Source organism: Bartonella sp. AP331QHHD (assembly GCF_042195905.1).
In the GTDB taxonomy this organism is placed as follows: Bacteria; Pseudomonadota; Alphaproteobacteria; order Rhizobiales; family Rhizobiaceae; genus Bartonella.
The window spans coordinates 41,052-56,838 of the sequence record NZ_JBHIPG010000052.1 but is presented as its reverse complement, the minus strand read 5'-3'; the positions used below and the strand labels follow the sequence as shown (position 1 = coordinate 56,838).

The 15,787-nt window shown below is 38.1% G+C and carries 15 protein-coding genes; 13 read left to right on the top strand and 2 right to left on the bottom strand.

Annotation, left to right across the window (positions count from 1 at the left end):
* Nucleotides 1-787 precede the first annotated feature (787 nt).
* Nucleotides 788-2,878 carry a lytic transglycosylase domain-containing protein gene (locus tag ACFIMS_RS05880; protein ID WP_375696481.1) on the bottom strand — a complete coding sequence of 697 codons (2,091 nt, stop codon included), beginning with the start codon at nt 2,876-2,878 and terminating at the stop codon, nt 788-790.
* 250 nt (nt 2,879-3,128) lie between these two features.
* On the opposite strand from ACFIMS_RS05880, the gene dapA reads away from it, so the two are divergent.
* A complete protein-coding gene (gene dapA / locus ACFIMS_RS05875) occupies nt 3,129-4,013 on the top strand; it encodes a 4-hydroxy-tetrahydrodipicolinate synthase (protein WP_375612952.1) in 885 nt (294 codons plus the stop codon).
* Nucleotides 4,014-4,031: 18 nt separating this feature from the next.
* Nucleotides 4,032-4,508: an SsrA-binding protein SmpB gene (smpB, locus tag ACFIMS_RS05870; protein ID WP_012231306.1), complete on the top strand. Its 477-nt coding sequence runs from the start codon at nt 4,032-4,034 to the stop codon at nt 4,506-4,508.
* A 48-nt stretch (nt 4,509-4,556) separates the two neighbouring features.
* Here smpB and ACFIMS_RS05865 read toward each other — a convergent pair whose 3' ends face one another.
* Nucleotides 4,557-5,225, bottom strand: coding sequence for a uracil-DNA glycosylase (locus tag ACFIMS_RS05865; RefSeq protein WP_375630891.1), 669 nt, complete (start codon nt 5,223-5,225; stop codon nt 4,557-4,559).
* 567 nt (nt 5,226-5,792) lie between these two features.
* Between ACFIMS_RS05865 and rpoZ the strand changes: the two genes are divergently transcribed.
* From rpoZ to panB, 11 genes are all read left to right on the top strand, one after another.
* Nucleotides 5,793-6,191: a DNA-directed RNA polymerase subunit omega gene (gene rpoZ, locus ACFIMS_RS05860; protein ID WP_273791104.1), complete on the top strand. Its 399-nt coding sequence runs from the start codon at nt 5,793-5,795 to the stop codon at nt 6,189-6,191.
* 128 nt (nt 6,192-6,319) lie between these two features.
* Entirely contained in the window at nt 6,320-8,545 is a 2,226-nt protein-coding gene (locus tag ACFIMS_RS05855; RefSeq protein WP_375654947.1) for a RelA/SpoT family protein, read from the top strand.
* 16 nt (nt 8,546-8,561) lie between these two features.
* Nucleotides 8,562-9,140 carry an orotate phosphoribosyltransferase gene (pyrE, locus tag ACFIMS_RS05850; RefSeq protein WP_375629334.1) on the top strand — a complete coding sequence of 193 codons (579 nt, stop codon included), beginning with the start codon at nt 8,562-8,564 and terminating at the stop codon, nt 9,138-9,140.
* Between the two features lie 93 nt (nt 9,141-9,233).
* Nucleotides 9,234-9,842 (top strand): DUF2062 domain-containing protein, encoded by a 609-nt coding sequence (locus ACFIMS_RS05845; protein ID WP_375610146.1) that lies wholly within the window; start codon nt 9,234-9,236, stop codon nt 9,840-9,842.
* A gap of 26 nt (nt 9,843-9,868) precedes the next feature.
* Nucleotides 9,869-10,270 (top strand): holo-ACP synthase, encoded by a 402-nt coding sequence (gene acpS / locus ACFIMS_RS05840; RefSeq protein ID WP_375612950.1) that lies wholly within the window; start codon nt 9,869-9,871, stop codon nt 10,268-10,270.
* Nucleotides 10,271-10,349: 79 nt separating this feature from the next.
* On the top strand, nt 10,350-11,162 hold the full coding sequence (gene lepB / locus ACFIMS_RS05835) for a signal peptidase I (RefSeq protein WP_375611213.1): 813 nt from the start codon (nt 10,350-10,352) through the stop codon (nt 11,160-11,162).
* Nucleotides 11,143-11,850: a ribonuclease III gene (rnc, locus tag ACFIMS_RS05830; RefSeq protein WP_375612949.1), complete on the top strand. Its 708-nt coding sequence runs from the start codon at nt 11,143-11,145 to the stop codon at nt 11,848-11,850. The genes lepB and rnc overlap by 20 nt, the downstream gene beginning before the upstream one ends.
* Nucleotides 11,843-12,748: a GTPase Era gene (gene era / locus ACFIMS_RS05825; protein WP_375612948.1), complete on the top strand. Its 906-nt coding sequence runs from the start codon at nt 11,843-11,845 to the stop codon at nt 12,746-12,748. Before rnc ends, era begins: the two co-directional genes overlap by 8 nt.
* A 25-nt stretch (nt 12,749-12,773) precedes the next feature.
* A complete protein-coding gene (gene recO / locus ACFIMS_RS05820; RefSeq protein ID WP_375638092.1) occupies nt 12,774-13,520 on the top strand; it encodes a DNA repair protein RecO in 747 nt (248 codons plus the stop codon).
* A gap of 23 nt (nt 13,521-13,543) precedes the next feature.
* Nucleotides 13,544-14,404: a pantoate--beta-alanine ligase gene (gene panC / locus ACFIMS_RS05815; protein WP_375612946.1), complete on the top strand. Its 861-nt coding sequence runs from the start codon at nt 13,544-13,546 to the stop codon at nt 14,402-14,404.
* On the top strand, nt 14,401-15,216 hold the full coding sequence (panB, locus tag ACFIMS_RS05810; RefSeq protein WP_375612945.1) for a 3-methyl-2-oxobutanoate hydroxymethyltransferase: 816 nt from the start codon (nt 14,401-14,403) through the stop codon (nt 15,214-15,216). Before panC ends, panB begins: the two co-directional genes overlap by 4 nt.
* Nucleotides 15,217-15,787 lie beyond the last annotated feature (571 nt).

The window sequence follows — 15,787 nt, the reverse complement described above, 5'->3', positions numbered from 1 at the left end:
CTTTTATTAATTAAAGGTCTAATCGATTTTTATACCATTCGTGAGAGGATTTTCGTAAGTACTTTTCAGATACACCGTTGTGAAATGGACTTAGAAACATTAAAATAAAACAATAATATAAATAAGAAAAACATACTATTTGGGGATACTCTGTTTTGTGTGAAGGATGTGAGCTTATATGTAAAGCTTATATGTAAAAATGAGAAAAACAAAAAGCAAAGTTTCATCTTCATTATTAAAAGATATTGACATATTTAAAAGTCGTAAAACCGAATGAAAAGGGAAGATGCAGAAGAAAATTGTTTGTCTTTAAAGGCTTTCTAACTCAATGTGTCTGTCTTTCTGTTATCAGAAATAATCCAAACGATATATATATATATAATAACGTGCTCTTATTTGGTATAGAAATGTTATAAGCAGAAAAAATAGTTTTAAAAAATGCTGTTTCACAAGATTTGAATATTGTCTAATAAGCAGTAGTAAAAGGATGAGCTATTTGTTTCACTCTTTTCTTATATTTGTAATCTCTATGATATTGTCGTTTATGTTGAGAAGAAATGAACTATTTGTACGACATGTTTATTTATAATGATAATTCATCATTTTGTATTTGGAATAAAAGACCAAAATAGCGGAGGGTTTTCTCATTTCGAATTTATTAATACTGAATTAATTAAAATTACTTTTTATATATCCTAAGAAGGTTGGTATGTGGGTACTATTTAAAAAGGAATAAAAACACTTCTTGTGAACGCATTTCAAATGCTATTTGGGAAGTTAAGGCATATTATTTCCGTCGACCAGAAAGCAAGTCGGTTGTTATATCTATTTTCCCAGTGAGTCTTGCTTTGTAGACACCATAATTTTCCATGACACGCATCACGTAATTACGTGTTTCTGTATAAGGAATACGTTCAATCCAATCAATGACGTTATCGAGAGATTGACCTCGAGGATCGCCATAACGTTTTATCCATTCATTGACTCGACGGGGACCCGCATTATAGCCAATAAGAGTTAGTATATAGGATCCATTAAAACGTTCTAATTGTTCATTGAGAAAATGAGCACCTAATGTTGCATTATAATGAGCATCACTGCTAAATTTTTTAGGAGACCATGCGATTGAGTATTTTTTTGCCAGTGCTTTTGCTGTTGTAGGAAGCAATTGGAGTATACCTTGTGCACCTGCTTTTGATATGGCTGTTGGATTAAATTCGCTTTCTTGGCGTGCAATGGCATAGATAAGCGATTTTTCTTCTACAGAAATATTAGCAGAAGCTGGTATAGCTCCCAGAGGATGAGAGAGTGCACCGACATTTTTCCCCTGAAAAACAGCCATTTTTCCAATTTTGAGGCTGGTATAATAGTCTCCATTTTTTTCTGCCATAACAGCCAGAAGAGCTAATTCACCGGGGCTTTCTATTTTTTTTCCGAGCTCTCTATAAAAAATTTTAGCAAAATCAGCATAGCCGGCTGCTTCAAGACGTTGAATTGCTTTGATCGCTTTTCGTGCACTAAAATGTTGTCGCTCAGCGGTTGTTGGTTTGGGAAAGAAAACTTTAAGCTTTTTTTGGTTGAGTCGTGCAGCGGCTAATTGACCATAGTAAGTTGCACCAAAATGAGCTGCGCGATGAAAGTATTGCTGGGCATTTTGATGTTCTTCTAGCGTTTCTGCTGTTCGTCCCATCCAGTAATATCCACGTGATGCATAAAAAGGTAAAGAAGAGAGTTGAGGAATACGTGAAAAATGCTGCATTGCCAATTTAGGGTTATGAAGAAACCGTAGTGCATACCACCCTGCATGAAACTCAGCATCGACGGCTAATGCAGATGTTATACCAGTGTGCATTGCAACAAGTTGATAAGCAATTTTTGGTTTGTTTAAATCGAGCATTTCACGAGAAAGGGCGCGTTGTTCTTTCCACAATGAATGAGGGTTCATAAGGCGGAATGCATCTTTTGATGTTTTCATCATGAGTGCTGCTGCTGCATCATATTGCTCTGTTCGTCGAAGATGGCGTATTCGAGCAAACTGAAAAAGAGGATCTTTTTGCCATGATCTCTCTACAGCTTTTAATTTTTGTGTAGCTCTAGGATCATTTTTTTCAACGGCCACAAAAGCATTAAAAAGAGATTGAGCATGGGCTAATTTTGCAACGCGTGCTGCTGAATCAAAACGATGTGCATAGAGCATAAACTGCATGCGTCTCAAATGATCAATAGGTTTTAATGCAGCGTTTGCATTTTTAAGAACAAATACTTCTTCTTTTGCATTAAGCTGTGTTTTATGCCACCATGGCGCAATAACGTGTTGAGCACGAGTGGTTTGTCCCGTTGCGATAAGTGCTTTAGCGAAGAGAGCCACCCCTTGTGCTGTTTGGGGCGGGTGATGAGAAAATTTTTGGATGATTGCGCGTGTGACGTTGGTTTCGTTAAGAAAAGCACGTTCAGCATTGCGTTGCATCGTTTCTATACCGGGCCATCCTTTTAGCATGTTGATTGCATTAAATATTTCAGAACTGGGTATATTAGCTTGGTTTGACACCCCCAGCGCCCATGTCAAAATATGACGATCAAGGCTATGTTTTTCCATTGAATTACGAAGATTTATTGTTTTTGCAATATTGTTGTTTGCTAGTGCATCTAGCCCAGTTTTCAGTTGCTGAAGTGTAGCAGTATTGTGTGATGTAGTGTGTATCTGTTGAAGAGATTCTTGAGCTTCTTTTGCGGTAAAGGGAGTAGGGCGAACCAAAGGGATTGGTACTTTCCCTTGCAAAAGGGGTGTTTGCGCGTATGCACTTGAAAATAAAATTCTTATTGCCAGTATAAGTGTAGTAAAGGTTGATACGAAAAGAGAGGTGGAAAATACACGCATAGAGAAAAGACCTTGAGACCTTGCTTTTTGTAAAAACTTAAGGATTTATAGAATACAAGCATGAAAAACGCGTTAATATAGACGGCTTATTTTAAAGAAATGTTCAACATTTAAGGAGGGACATTTTCATTTTATGGGGGCTTTTTTTGAAATTCATCTTGCTTCAATGATAGAGCAAGATTATGTTCTATTTAAAATTTATAAAAGGCGATTATAAAAAAATAAAAGCAAACATTATAGGGAGTTTATCATGCTCAAGGGAGCTATAACTGCGCTTATCACACCGTTTGATAACAAGGGCGCGATTGATGAGAAGGCGTTTTGTGATTTTGTTGAATGGCAGATCACACAAGGGATTAACGGAGTAAGCCCTGTTGGGACAACAGGTGAATCAGCAACGTTAAGTCATGAAGAACATAAGCGGATTATAGAATTGTGTGTTGAGCAGGTTGCAAAGCGTGTTCCTGTTGTTGCTGGAGCGGGATCAAATAGCACAAGCGAGGCTGTAGAGCTTGCACAATACGCGCAAAAAGCTGGTGCAGATGCAGTTTTGGTTGTCACTCCCTATTATAATAGACCAAATCAATCTGGTTTATACAAGCATTTTTCTTCCATTGCCAAAGCTGTTTCTATTCCGATTATAATTTATAATATTCCTGGTCGTTCTATTATCGATATGGCTGTAGAAACGATGAAAGACCTTTATCAAGATTTTAACAATATCATTGGTGTTAAGGATGCAACGAGCAGAATTGAGCGCGTTAGTGAACAAGGTGAAAAGTGTGGAAAAGATTTTGTGCAGCTTTCCGGTGATGATTGTACGGCGTTAGGTTTTAATGCACATGGAGGTATGGGGTGTATTTCAGTTTCTTCTAATGTTGCTCCAAAGCTTTGTGCTGAACTTCAAGCCGCTTGTTTTCGTGGTGATTATAAAACAGCACGAGAATTAAATGATCGCTTGATGCCTCTTAATCGTGCTGTGTTTATTGAACCTAGTCCAGCAGGTATTAAATATGCTGCTGCAAAATTAGGATTTTGTGGTGATACTGTGCGTTCTCCTATTGTTCCATTAACAGAAAGAACAAAGAAGATTATTGATGCAGCCCTCAGTCATGCTGGTCTTTTAAAAGCATAAAATGATATTGACAAAGCCATGAATAAAAAAAAGAACGCGCCCGTACGGAAAATAATTGCTGACAATCGTAAAGCACGTTTTAATTTTGAAATCCTTAATAATCTCGAGGCTGGTCTTGTCCTTCAGGGAGCGGAAGTGAAGTCCTTACGTTCTAATCATGCCAATATTGCTGAAAGCTATGCGAGTTTTGAGAATGGGGAATTATGGTTAGTAAACAGCTATATTCCTGAATATACGCAGGCTAATCGTTTTAATCATGAACCACGACGTTTGCGCAAATTATTACTTTCAAAACGTGAGATGGCACGTTTTTTTAATGCAACGTCTCGTGAAGGAATGACACTTGTTCCTCTCAAACTTTATTTTAATGAACGAGGGCGCGTTAAGTTGGAGATCGCTCTAGCGCGGGGGAAAAAGCTTCATGATAAGCGCGAAACGGAAAAAAAACGTGATTGGGGACGTGAAAAAGCAAGACTTTTAAAAAGATATGGATGATGGATGCAATTTCGATATTCTTTATTTATAGCACTTTTTAAAACAGTTTTAGCATTGATCTAAGTATGTTTTTGCTGCTTGAAAGATTTGGTGAAACATGGCGTCTGTCAAGCGCCCAGTATTTGTATTATAACGAGAACAGTGATAGCTCGAAAAGATGCGTAATCTGCCGATGTTATTGATTTCACCGTGTCCAAAAGGGTGAGATAAAACTTTTGCATTAAGGGCACGTATCGTTGAATGGTGCGCAATGGTGCCTAAGGTAATAACGGCTTTAAGTTTGGGAAGATTTGTTAAAAGAGGTGAAAAGAAATAGCGGCACGTGTTAATTTCTGCACCGGTGGGTTTATTTTCTGGTGGAACACAACGAACAGAGTTAACAATTGCTGCATCAATAAGTTCAAGAGTATCGTCTGCTCTTTCTTCAAAGGTTCCTTGGGCAAAACCAAACTTTTTTAAAGTTGAATAAAGTAAGTGCCCAGCATAATCACCAGTAAATGGACGTCCAGTTCGATTTGCTCCGCGTAATCCAGGAGCAAGCCCAACAATAAGAAGGCGTGTTGTATCTGGCCCTTTATAAGGAAAGAATGGGCGCACCGGTGCGTTATACCAACTTGGTTCTTTTACACGCCAGCCAGCGATAAATTGATGAAGCCTAGGACATAAATTGCAATTTTGGGGTGGTTCTGGGCAAAGTGATGTTAATTGGCTATTCATGGTGTTAGGCATCAATCGTTTTTCTATTTTTTTGAGTCTTTATAGCGTATATGACGGGTTATGTTTTGATAAACAATCTATAATGAATATAAATAAACTTTTTTAGAAGAAAGTTTAATATAAACTTATTGCTCATTATTGTGTAAAGAGAGATCATCTTTCAGTAATTTATTCGATGAATAAGAGTGCGATACACATGATGTTCAAAGAAAAAGTTTTCTCTTTAGATAAAGATATTATCATAAAAAGTATGTATAAGGCTGCTGTTATTGCAAAGGGTTTAAACAGCAGGTATTCCTTTTAAAAGGATAAGGACTCCAGACAAGTATTTTGTCAAGAAAGACCTCCCTTTGTTTGAAGTCAATCTATTGGAATGCTTTTAAAAGAAATTTTGATAACAAGCATGAATAGGTTATACATTTTTATAAATTTTCCAAGAATTTTTTTAAATAAGTTCTTTAATCAAAAAATATAAAAGTTTGTGTTGTTTTTCTTGTGTTTTATTTTGATTATTGTATATACTCCTCTATCCGCTATTAAATTTTTTTATTTGAGAAAGAGGCATAAATGGCCCGCGTAACGGTAGAAGATTGTATTGATAAAGTTGACAACCGCTTTGAATTGGTACTTTTAGCAGGTCATCGGGCGCGTCAGATTTCACAAGGAGCGCAGATTACGGTTGATCGTGATAATGATAAAAATCCAGTTGTTGCTTTGCGTGAAATAGCAGAAGAAACATTGTCGCCTGCTGATTTAAAGGAAGACCTTATTCATTCGTTGCAAAAGCATGTGGAAGTAGATGAGCCAGAAATGGCAAGTGAATTTATTACCCATTCAGGTGAAGCTGAAAGTGTTTTTAATACGTCGTCGCAAGAAGAAGGTACTTCATTTGATCATATGTCAGAAGAAGAGCTTTTAGCGGGTATTGAAGGTTTGGTTGTTCCAGAAAAAAGTGACGATTATTAATTGCAGCAATTTATGTTACAGGAGTAAAGATACCTTGTCATATAAGGAGCAATTATTTTTCTTGTCTTTTATTGATAGGACATGTTCAATAAAGATTAGAGGTGTGAAAAGATAAAGGATATGCTCGTATGATGCGTCAGTGTGAGCTTGTTGGACGTGTTCAACGTTACAAGTCTGACGTAGATGAGGCTCTTTTAAACAGGGCCTATGATTATGCAATGAAAAAGCATGCACATCAAAAGCGTGCGTCAGGTGATCTTTATTTTTCTCATCCTTTAGAAGTTGCTGCTATTTTGACAGATATGCGGTTGGACGAGGCAACGATTGCTGTTGCTCTTTTGCATGATACAATTGAAGATACAAGCGCTACACGAGCAGAAATTGATCAGCTTTTTGGTTCTGAAATTGGGAAGTTGGTTGAAGGGCTTACAAAGCTTAATAAGCTTGATCTTGTATCAAAGAAAGCCGTACAAGCAGAAAATCTTCGTAAACTTCTTATTGCTATTTCTGATGATGTTCGTGTTCTTTTAGTCAAACTTGCTGATCGTCTTCATAATATGCGTACCCTTGGTGTTATGCGTGATGATAAACGTCGGCGAATTGCTGAGGAGACGATGGATATCTATGCGCCACTTGCAGGTCGTATGGGTATGCAGGATATGCGTGAGGAATTAGAGGATCTCTCTTTCTTTTATTTAAATCCAGAAGGTTATCGTACGATTACCAATCGACTTTCTGAATTATTGAAACACAACCGTGATTTGCTTTCCACAATTGAAAATGAATTGACAAAACTTTTTTTCGAGCATGGCATTAAAGCAGATGTTAAAAGCCGTCAGAAAAAATCTTATTCAGTTTTTCGCAAAATGGAAAGTAAAGCATTATCTTTTGAACAATTATCGGATATTTTTGGATTTCGTGTGATTGTTGAGTCCGTGAATGATTGTTATCGTGCTCTTGGTGTCATTCATACGACATGGCCAATGGTTCCTGGTCGTTTTAAAGATTATATCTCTATACCAAAGCAAAATGATTATCGTTCTATTCATACAACAATTGTTGGTCCTTCAAGACAACGTGTTGAGTTGCAAATTAGAACGGCTGCTATGGATGAAGTTGCTGAATATGGGGTTGCTGCTCATTCCATATATAAAGAGCACGGTTCCAATTATTCGACTGTGAAGTTATCAAGTGAAACGAATGCCTATGCATGGTTGCGTCAAACGATACAATCTTTGTCTGATGGAGATAATCCAGAAGAGTTTTTAGAACATACAAAACTTGAGCTTTTTCAAGACCAAGTTTTTTGTTTTACGCCGAAAGGTCGATTAATTGCTTTTCCTAAAGGAGCTACGCCTATTGATTTTGCTTATGCCGTCCATACAGATATCGGTGATTCTTGTGTTGGTGTAAAAATCAATGGTCGTATTATGCCTTTAATGACCAAATTAAAAAATGGTGATGAGGTTGATATTATTCGCTCACACGCTCAAATTCCGCCAGCAGCATGGGAATTTCTTGTTGTCACGGGTAAAGCACGTTCAGCTATTCGACGAGCAAGTCGTGCAGCGGTACGTAAACAATATTCGGGTTTAGGATATCGTATTCTCGAGCGTTCATTTGAATATATGGGAAAGCAATTTTCAAAAGACCTTTTGAAGAAAGTTTTGCCACGTTTAGCACGTAAAGATGTAGAGGATGTATTGGCTGCTGTTGGGCGTGGAGAGCTGTTTTCCGCTGATGTGATTAAAGCGGTTTATCCTGATTATCAAGATCACCGTGTGGTACAAAAGTCATCTTTTAAGCCTGGGGAAGAAGGTTGGTTTAATATTGAAAATGCTCAAGGTATGATTTTTAAAGTTCCAGAAAATGAAAAGAATGCAATGGTCGAGAATCATCAATCTAAAGCCTTGCCTATTAGAGGAACCCGTGGAGATATACCCGTACGTTTTTCACCGGAAGGAGCAGTACCTGGAGATCGGATTGTTGGTATTATGCAGCCAGGAGCTGGGATTGTTATTTATCCAATACAGTCTTCAGCTTTGATGGCGTATGATGATCAGCCAGAACGATGGATTGATGTCCGCTGGGATATTGATGCCCAAATGAATGAACGTTTTCCTGCACGGATGAATATTTTAGTTGTAAATAGTCCTGGTTCTTTGGCTGAAATTACACAAATAATTTCTGCTAACGATGCCAATATCCAAAATTTATCTTTTATCCGTACAGCACCAGATTTTACAGAAATTATGATTGATTTGGAAGTGTGGGATTTAAAACATTTGAATCGTATTTTTTCTCAGTTAAAAAAGGCAGGTTCAGTAAGTACAGTACGGCGGGTTCATGGATAAAAAGAAAGATTTTGCAATGAATACACAAGATGTCATTGATATTTTTAAACAAGCAGATGCTATTCTAGAAGGGCATTTTATTTTAACATCGGGGCGCCATAGTGCGACTTATATGCAAAAAGCGAAAGTATTCATGCATGCTGACTTGACGGAAAAGTTATGTCGTGGATTGGCTGAAAAAATCAAAAAATCTATCGAGGGAAAAATTGACTATGTTGTTGGTCCCGCAATTGGCGGTCTTATTCCTTCCTATGAAACTTCACGTCACCTTGGTGTTCCTTCTCTTTGGGTAGAGCGTATAAATGGCATCTTTGAATTGCGTCGTTTTGAAATCAAGAAGGGTGCACGGGTTGTTATTGTTGAAGATATTGTAACAACGGGTCTTTCCATTCGTGAGACTGTTGAAGCGCTTGTTGCAGCAGGAGCAGAGGTGTTGGCCAGTGCATGTATCCTTGATCGTTCTGGTGGTAAGGTCAATGTTGGAGTTCCATTGATTGCGCTTGCTGAATACGAGATAACCTCTTATGCTAGTGATGCACTTCCTGCAGAGCTTTCTGTTCTTCCCGCGATTAAACCAGGCAGTCGAAATATTTAATTGTCGTTCTATTTTTTTTGTGCAAAAGCTTAAAAAGATTAATTTGGATGATATAGATTATTTCATCATCAAAAGATGTATATTGAGAGTCATATGCTTTTTCGTCGTCGAGAACCAATAGATTTTGTAACGCGTATTCGACTTTGGTTATGGCCACGTCGTTCATTTTCTCGCTCATTTTGCTACATACATAAACGTATTTTGCGTATATCAGCAACACCGCATGAAGTAGCATTAGGGGTTGCTGTTGGCGTTTTTTTAGCTTGTTCCCCTTTCTTTGGGCTGCATATTATTTTGGCAATATTTTTTTCTTGGCTTTTGCGTGCAAACTTTGCTGCCGCAATCATTGGGACAATTTTTTCTAATCCACTCACATTTTTATTGATTGTCATGGCTGATTATAAAGTAGGGTATTTTTGTTTATCACTTTTTAGCGATGTCAAAGAGATTTCTCTTTCGCAAATTCGTGCTCTATTTAATGGTTTGACATTGTCAAATCTCTCTCTCCTCTTTAAAGGCGCATGGGACACAATTATGAGTCCTATGATTTTAGGGGGAACTCTTTTAGGTATTGTTTTTGGTGGTTTATCTTATATAGGTGTTTACAGAGCAACGGTTCGTTTTAAACAAAAGCGATATCAAAAGATTATAAAAAAAAGGCGTTTAAAGAAGCGCTCATCGCCTGTATTAAAACAGAAATAAATTTAAGAAAGATCGGGTAATATCTTATGATTATTGGTCTTGGAAATGATCTGGTTGATATACGACGTATTGAGAAAATGTTGGTTCGTTATGGTGAGCGTTTTATCCAACGTATTTTTACGGATATTGAAAGAAATAGATCTGAAAATCTCAAAAAAAGCTCCTCGTCCTATGCAAAAAGATTTGCTGCTAAAGAAGCATGTGCTAAAGCCTTAGGAACGGGAATCGCTTGTGGTATCAATTGGAAAGACATGGGGGTAGTTAATTTGCCATCTGGTAAACCAATAATGCAATTAACAAATCGTGCGCAAGTGCAACTTCAAAAGTTATTACCTCCTCATCATGATGCAGTTATTCATCTTAGCATAACAGATGATTTTCCTTGGGCACAGGCATTTATTATTATCGAAGCACTTCCACGTGGATAGATGGCGTGAGAGATTGTGCTTTTGTTATTTGAATATTATGATGAAAAAAATTATATCTGTGATGAGAAGGCAGTTGGTGATGATCCAAAAAGATAAAGTGCATAAAAAAGAAAAAAAAGGTGGGCTTCGTGAATTTATTTCTGTTTTAATACAGGCTTTGCTTTTAGCAGCGTTTATTCGGACACTTTTTTTCCAGCCGTTTAGTATTCCTTCCGGTTCAATGCGTCCTACTTTGTTGGTGGGAGATTATCTGTTTGTTTCTAAGTATGCATATGGGTATTCTCGTTTTTCCATCCCCTTTTCTCCTCCTCTTTTTTCTGGACGGATTTGGGCATCTCAACCTCAACGTGGAGATGTGGTCGTTTTTCGCTTACCAAGTAATCCGAAGATTGATTATATAAAACGCGTTGTTGGGCTACCAGGTGATCGTATACAAGTCCGTCAAAGTGTCCTTTATATTAATGATGAGGCTGTTTCACGTCACTTTATGGGGGAGATTGATAATTCTGATATAACAGAGGTTAACTATCCTGTTGAGGTTTATCGCGAGACAATGCCTAACGGTGTTAGTTATGATACACTTGATTTAGCTTTCATCCCGAAAGTTGATGATACAGAAGTCTTTGAAGTTCCTCAAGGACATTACTTTATGATGGGAGATAACCGCGACAATTCAGATGATAGTCGTTTAGATGTAGGCTATGTTCCAGAAGAAAATCTTATTGGTCGCGCGAGCGTGATTTTCTTTTCTATCAGTAATGGTTCAAGTGCTTGGCAGATTTGGCGCTGGCCATTTGATGTGCGTTGGAAACGTTTGTTTTCTTTCATAAATACGGTTCATGATTTGCCGCTTATCAAGCAAGGAAACAACGATGAAACGTCTCATGATTGATCAGCTTTTCAAGCTGACGGGGCATCGTTTTAAAGATGAAGAGAGGTTAAAGAAGGCATTAACACACTCGAGTGTACAAGATTCGGAACAGGGGAATTATGAACGACTAGAGTTTCTAGGGGATCGGGTTTTAGGGCTTTTGATTGCAGAGATGCTGTATCAACTTTTTCCTCAGGCAAGTGAAGGTGAATTATCAGTCCGTTTAAATCATCTGGTCAATGCACAGACATGTGCTGATATTGCGCGTGAAATGAGACTTCCTGATATGATCCGTGTTGGTTTTGAGATGAAAAATTTTGAGGGGCGTCGACTTATCAACATGCATGCAGATGTCGTGGAAGCTTTGATTGCCGTAATATATCTCGATGGAGGATTGGAAAGCGTTCGCCCTTTTATTCAAAAATATTGGCAAAGTCGGGCAAAGAAAATGGATGCTGGTCGACGTGATGCCAAGACAGAATTACAGGAATGGGCGCATATCCAAGGCAATGCACAACCACATTATCAGGTTATAAAACGTTCAGGTCCAGATCACGATCCTGTTTTTATGGTAGAGGTCAGTATTTCTGGGTTTGCTTCAGAGATTGGGCAGGGAAGCTCCAAAAGATATGCTGAAAGAATGGCAGCTGAAAAAATTTTGCGACGAGAGGGTGTATGGAAAACAGTAGGAAAAAATGATCATGAGTGACGTTATGAAAAAGCGTTCTGGGTTTGTTGTGCTTATTGGGATGCCTAATGCCGGTAAATCGACATTGGTTAATCAATTGGTTGGAACAAAGGTTTCAATTGTAACACATAAGGTACAAACAACACGAACTTTAATCCGCGGTATTGTCATTCATGATGATGTGCAAATTGTGTTGGTTGATACACCGGGTGTTTTTCGTCCCCATAAGCGCTTAGAACGAGCCATGGTCTCTGCTGCTTGGGGAGGGGCTAAGAGCGCTGATGTTCTACTCGTTTTAATTGACGCTCAAAGTGGTCTTTCGGATGAAGTTGATATGATGTTAGATATTGTAAACAATATGAAACAAGAAAAAGTTCTTGTTCTTAATAAGGTTGATACAGTTGTTAAATCATCTCTTCTAGCGTTAACCACTAAAATAAATGAACGTGTAAAGTTTGCGCAAACATTTATGATTTCTGCTCTAAACGGTTCTGGTTGCAAGGATTTACTTCATGCGTTGAGTAACATGATGCAGGAAGGGCCATGGTATTATCCGGAAGATCAAATTTCTGATATGCCTATGCGTCATCTTGCTGCTGAAATTACGCGTGAAAAACTTTTTCTTCGTCTTCATGATGAACTTCCTTATTCCTCAACGGTTGAAACAGAAAACTGGGAAGAGCGTTCAGATGGTTCCGTTAAAATTAATCAAGTTATTTATGTCGAGCGTGAGAGTCAGAAAAAAATTGTCTTAGGAGCAAAAGGCGATACAATTAAAGCGATTGGTCAAGCAGCACGTAAAGAACTCATGGAAATTATGGATCAAAAGGTGCATCTTTTTCTCTTTGTGAAAGTGCGAGATAATTGGGATACCGATCCAGAACGTTATCGTGAAATGGGATTGGATTTTTTAAAATAAGATTTTTAAAAATAATTAAAGTAAAATGAAGTGGAAAGAACAAGCCGTTATACTTGGTACACGCCAATATGGTGAAACAAGTGTTATTCTTGAGATTATGACACGTGAACATGGTCGTTATATGGGAGTGGTAAAAGGGGGGCGCTCGCGTCGCATGGCAGCTCTTCTTCAACCTGGAAATTTTGTGGAGGCTGAATGGTGGGCTCGTTTAGACGAACATTTGGGACTTTTTCGGCTTGAAGCTCTTGATTTACATGCGGCACGATTAATCTGTCTACCAGAAGCACTTTATGCTTTGCAATTGATAGCTTTTCATTTGCGGCTTCTTCCCGAACGTGATCCGCACCCCATTTTATATGATATTTTACACCTTTTTATGCAGAATTTTGATGAACCATTTGTAAATGCAGAATTGCTTGTACGTTTTGAAATGCGGCTTCTTGAAGAACTTGGTTTTGGTCTTGATTTATCTTGTTGTGCTGCAACAGGTCGTCAGGAAAGGCTTCATTACGTATCACCAAAATCTGGACGGGCTGTCTGTGAAGAAGCAGGGGAACCTTGGAAAAAAAAGCTTCTCATTCTACCACAGTTTCTTGTACACAGAACGACTCGTCCTGCTGATTTTAGTGACATAATAAATGGTTTTATACTGACGGGTTTTTTTCTTATGCGTCATGTCTGGGAGCCACGAGATATAAAGCAGCCGTCAGTGCGCATGAATTTGATACAATTGTTTGAGCGTCAATTTGGTGTACAGGCATTAATTGGTTGATCTGATGATAATTGAATGGGAAAATGAGAATTTTAAAGACAATTGCTGAAGTCCGCCAATATACTTCAGAGGAACGACGTTTAGGTTTTTCGATTGGTTTTGTTCCAACAATGGGGGCATTGCATGATGGCCATCTTGCATTAGTACAGTATGCAAGAGCAATGTGTGATCGCGTAGTGGTTTCTATTTTTGTCAATCCAAAGCAATTTGGACCTCATGAAGATTTTTCTCAATATCCAAGAGATTTGAAGGGCGATTGTGCTTTGTTAAAAGAAGCAGGTGTTGAATGTGTTTTTGCTCCTTCTGTCGATGAAATGTGGCCACTGGGGAATGATACAATTGTACAAGTGAAAAAATTATCACGTATTTTGATGGGAAAATTACGTCCGGGGCATTTTTGTGGTGTAACAAGCGTTGTTGCTAAACTTTTTAACATTGTCCAACCAGATAAGGCTTTTTTTGGGGAAAAAGATTTTCAACAAATTTTAATTATTCGGCGTATGGTTGAAGATTTGGCTTTTCCTATTGAAATCGTTGGAGTTCCTATTCTACGGGAGTCAGATGGTGTAGCGTGTTCTTCACGCAATCAGCTTTTAACATTAGAAGATCGTAAAGCTGCCAAAATTATTCCTGAAAGTGGAAAAGCTGCTGAAAAGCTTTATCATGAAGGTGAACGGTCGGTTGATAAATTATGCAAAACTGTTCGTGATATTTTACAACAAGAAACGCGTGCAATCATTGAAGCGATAGATTTACGGGATATGGAAACTTTATGCGTGGTTAAAGGAACATTGAATAAACCAGCAGTTTTACTTCTTACTGTCCGCTTTGGTGAGATAAGGCTGATTGATCAATATATATTGCAAGAGAAGGGTGGAAAATGAGTGTACATAAAACCGTAAAGCGTATAACATCTTCCGAAATACGTGCACGAAAGGGACAACAGCCAATTGTTTCTTTAACAGCTTATCAAGCTTATACTGCGCGGATTGCTGATCCATATTGCGATATCCTTTTGGTTGGTGATAGCGTTGGGATGGTTGTGTATGGGTTTGAGACAACGCTTCCTGTTAATTTAGATATGATGATTTCACACGGGAAAGCCGTGGTGCGTGGATCTCAAAAAGCTCTTGTTGTTATTGATATGCCTTTTGGTTCTTATGAGGAAAGTCCAGAGCAAGCTTTTTTAAATGCATCGCGCATTCTTGCACAAACGGGGTGTGGTGCAGTTAAGCTTGAAGGGGGCGTTTATATAGCCGAAACAGTAGATTTTTTGTGTAAACGTGGCATTCCAGTGATGGGGCATATCGGTCTTACACCCCAAGCAATGAATCGTTTTGGTGGTTTTAAAACACAAGGACGCAAGGAGAATGATTGGCAAAGAATTGAAGCAGATGGAGCAGCGATTGAAGAGGCAGGTGCTTTTGCTGTTGTTTTAGAAGCAATGGTTGAACCTTTAGCGGTGAAACTGACAGATAAGCTTTCTATCCCTACGATCGGTATAGGGGCGTCCAATCAATGTGATGGGCAAGTATTGGTTATGGAAGATATGTTGGGCTATGGTTCTCATGTGCCAAAATTTGTACGCCGTTATGGAGACCTTGAACAAGCCATGGAAACTGCAATAAAGAATTATGCAGAGGATGTCACATCTCGTGCTTTCCCAGCGGATAATGAAGTTTATAAACTAAAATAAACTTCAGTTTAAGATGAAAGGTTTGACAAGAGAACATTTGTTATTTTGATAATGAATGTGCATTTTTAATATATTTTGTATGCAATTTGAACTGTGATTTTTTCCATTTCTTTAATGAAGTCACGCCTCTCATGCAAAACAGAACGCCATTGGGTCGCTAATTCACATGCTTTTTTAAAGAAAGCTTTCTTAAGGTACCCAACCTATTTCGCGACGGCGTTCGTGAATAGTATAGTGGTAAGTCCCTTATGAAGTGTATAAAATTTATAGAGTACTCCCGTCTTTACGCTTCATAAGAGAGCAAGCCGGCATCATCACACACTTTGCCAATTTTCAATGCTGCGACAGCGCTTAGCACTTGAGATGGTTCATAAGAAGCATTTTAACTCTTTCTTTAAAAAATTTTACCCACACGCCAGACCCGCTTGTGGTGTGCAAGAGAATGATTTTGATTGATTCAATATAAACAGATTTGAAATGAGTGAAGCTTACGATATTAGGAGCTCTCATTCAAAATGAAAAAACAATGAATTATTATTATAAGTCAGTGTGATGATTCTGTAATGACAAG

Bases quoted from the DNA above. Each gene is read 5' to 3' on its own strand.
- ACFIMS_RS05880 (WP_375696481.1), bottom strand. From the start codon at position 2,878: ATGCGTGTATTTTCCACCTCTCTTTTCGTATCAACCTTTACTACACTT.
- dapA (WP_375612952.1), top strand. From the start codon at position 3,129: ATGCTCAAGGGAGCTATAACTGCGCTTATCACACCGTTTGATAACAAG.
- smpB (WP_012231306.1), top strand. From the start codon at position 4,032: ATGAATAAAAAAAAGAACGCGCCCGTACGGAAAATAATTGCTGACAAT.
- ACFIMS_RS05865 (WP_375630891.1), bottom strand. From the start codon at position 5,225: ATGAATAGCCAATTAACATCACTTTGCCCAGAACCACCCCAAAATTGC.
- rpoZ (WP_273791104.1), top strand. From the start codon at position 5,793: ATGGCCCGCGTAACGGTAGAAGATTGTATTGATAAAGTTGACAACCGC.
- ACFIMS_RS05855 (WP_375654947.1), top strand. From the start codon at position 6,320: ATGATGCGTCAGTGTGAGCTTGTTGGACGTGTTCAACGTTACAAGTCT.
- pyrE (WP_375629334.1), top strand. From the start codon at position 8,562: ATGAATACACAAGATGTCATTGATATTTTTAAACAAGCAGATGCTATT.
- ACFIMS_RS05845 (WP_375610146.1), top strand. From the start codon at position 9,234: ATGCTTTTTCGTCGTCGAGAACCAATAGATTTTGTAACGCGTATTCGA.
- acpS (WP_375612950.1), top strand. From the start codon at position 9,869: ATGATTATTGGTCTTGGAAATGATCTGGTTGATATACGACGTATTGAG.
- lepB (WP_375611213.1), top strand. From the start codon at position 10,350: ATGATCCAAAAAGATAAAGTGCATAAAAAAGAAAAAAAAGGTGGGCTT.
- rnc (WP_375612949.1), top strand. From the start codon at position 11,143: ATGAAACGTCTCATGATTGATCAGCTTTTCAAGCTGACGGGGCATCGT.
- era (WP_375612948.1), top strand. From the start codon at position 11,843: ATGAGTGACGTTATGAAAAAGCGTTCTGGGTTTGTTGTGCTTATTGGG.
- recO (WP_375638092.1), top strand. From the start codon at position 12,774: ATGAAGTGGAAAGAACAAGCCGTTATACTTGGTACACGCCAATATGGT.
- panC (WP_375612946.1), top strand. From the start codon at position 13,544: ATGAGAATTTTAAAGACAATTGCTGAAGTCCGCCAATATACTTCAGAG.
- panB (WP_375612945.1), top strand. From the start codon at position 14,401: ATGAGTGTACATAAAACCGTAAAGCGTATAACATCTTCCGAAATACGT.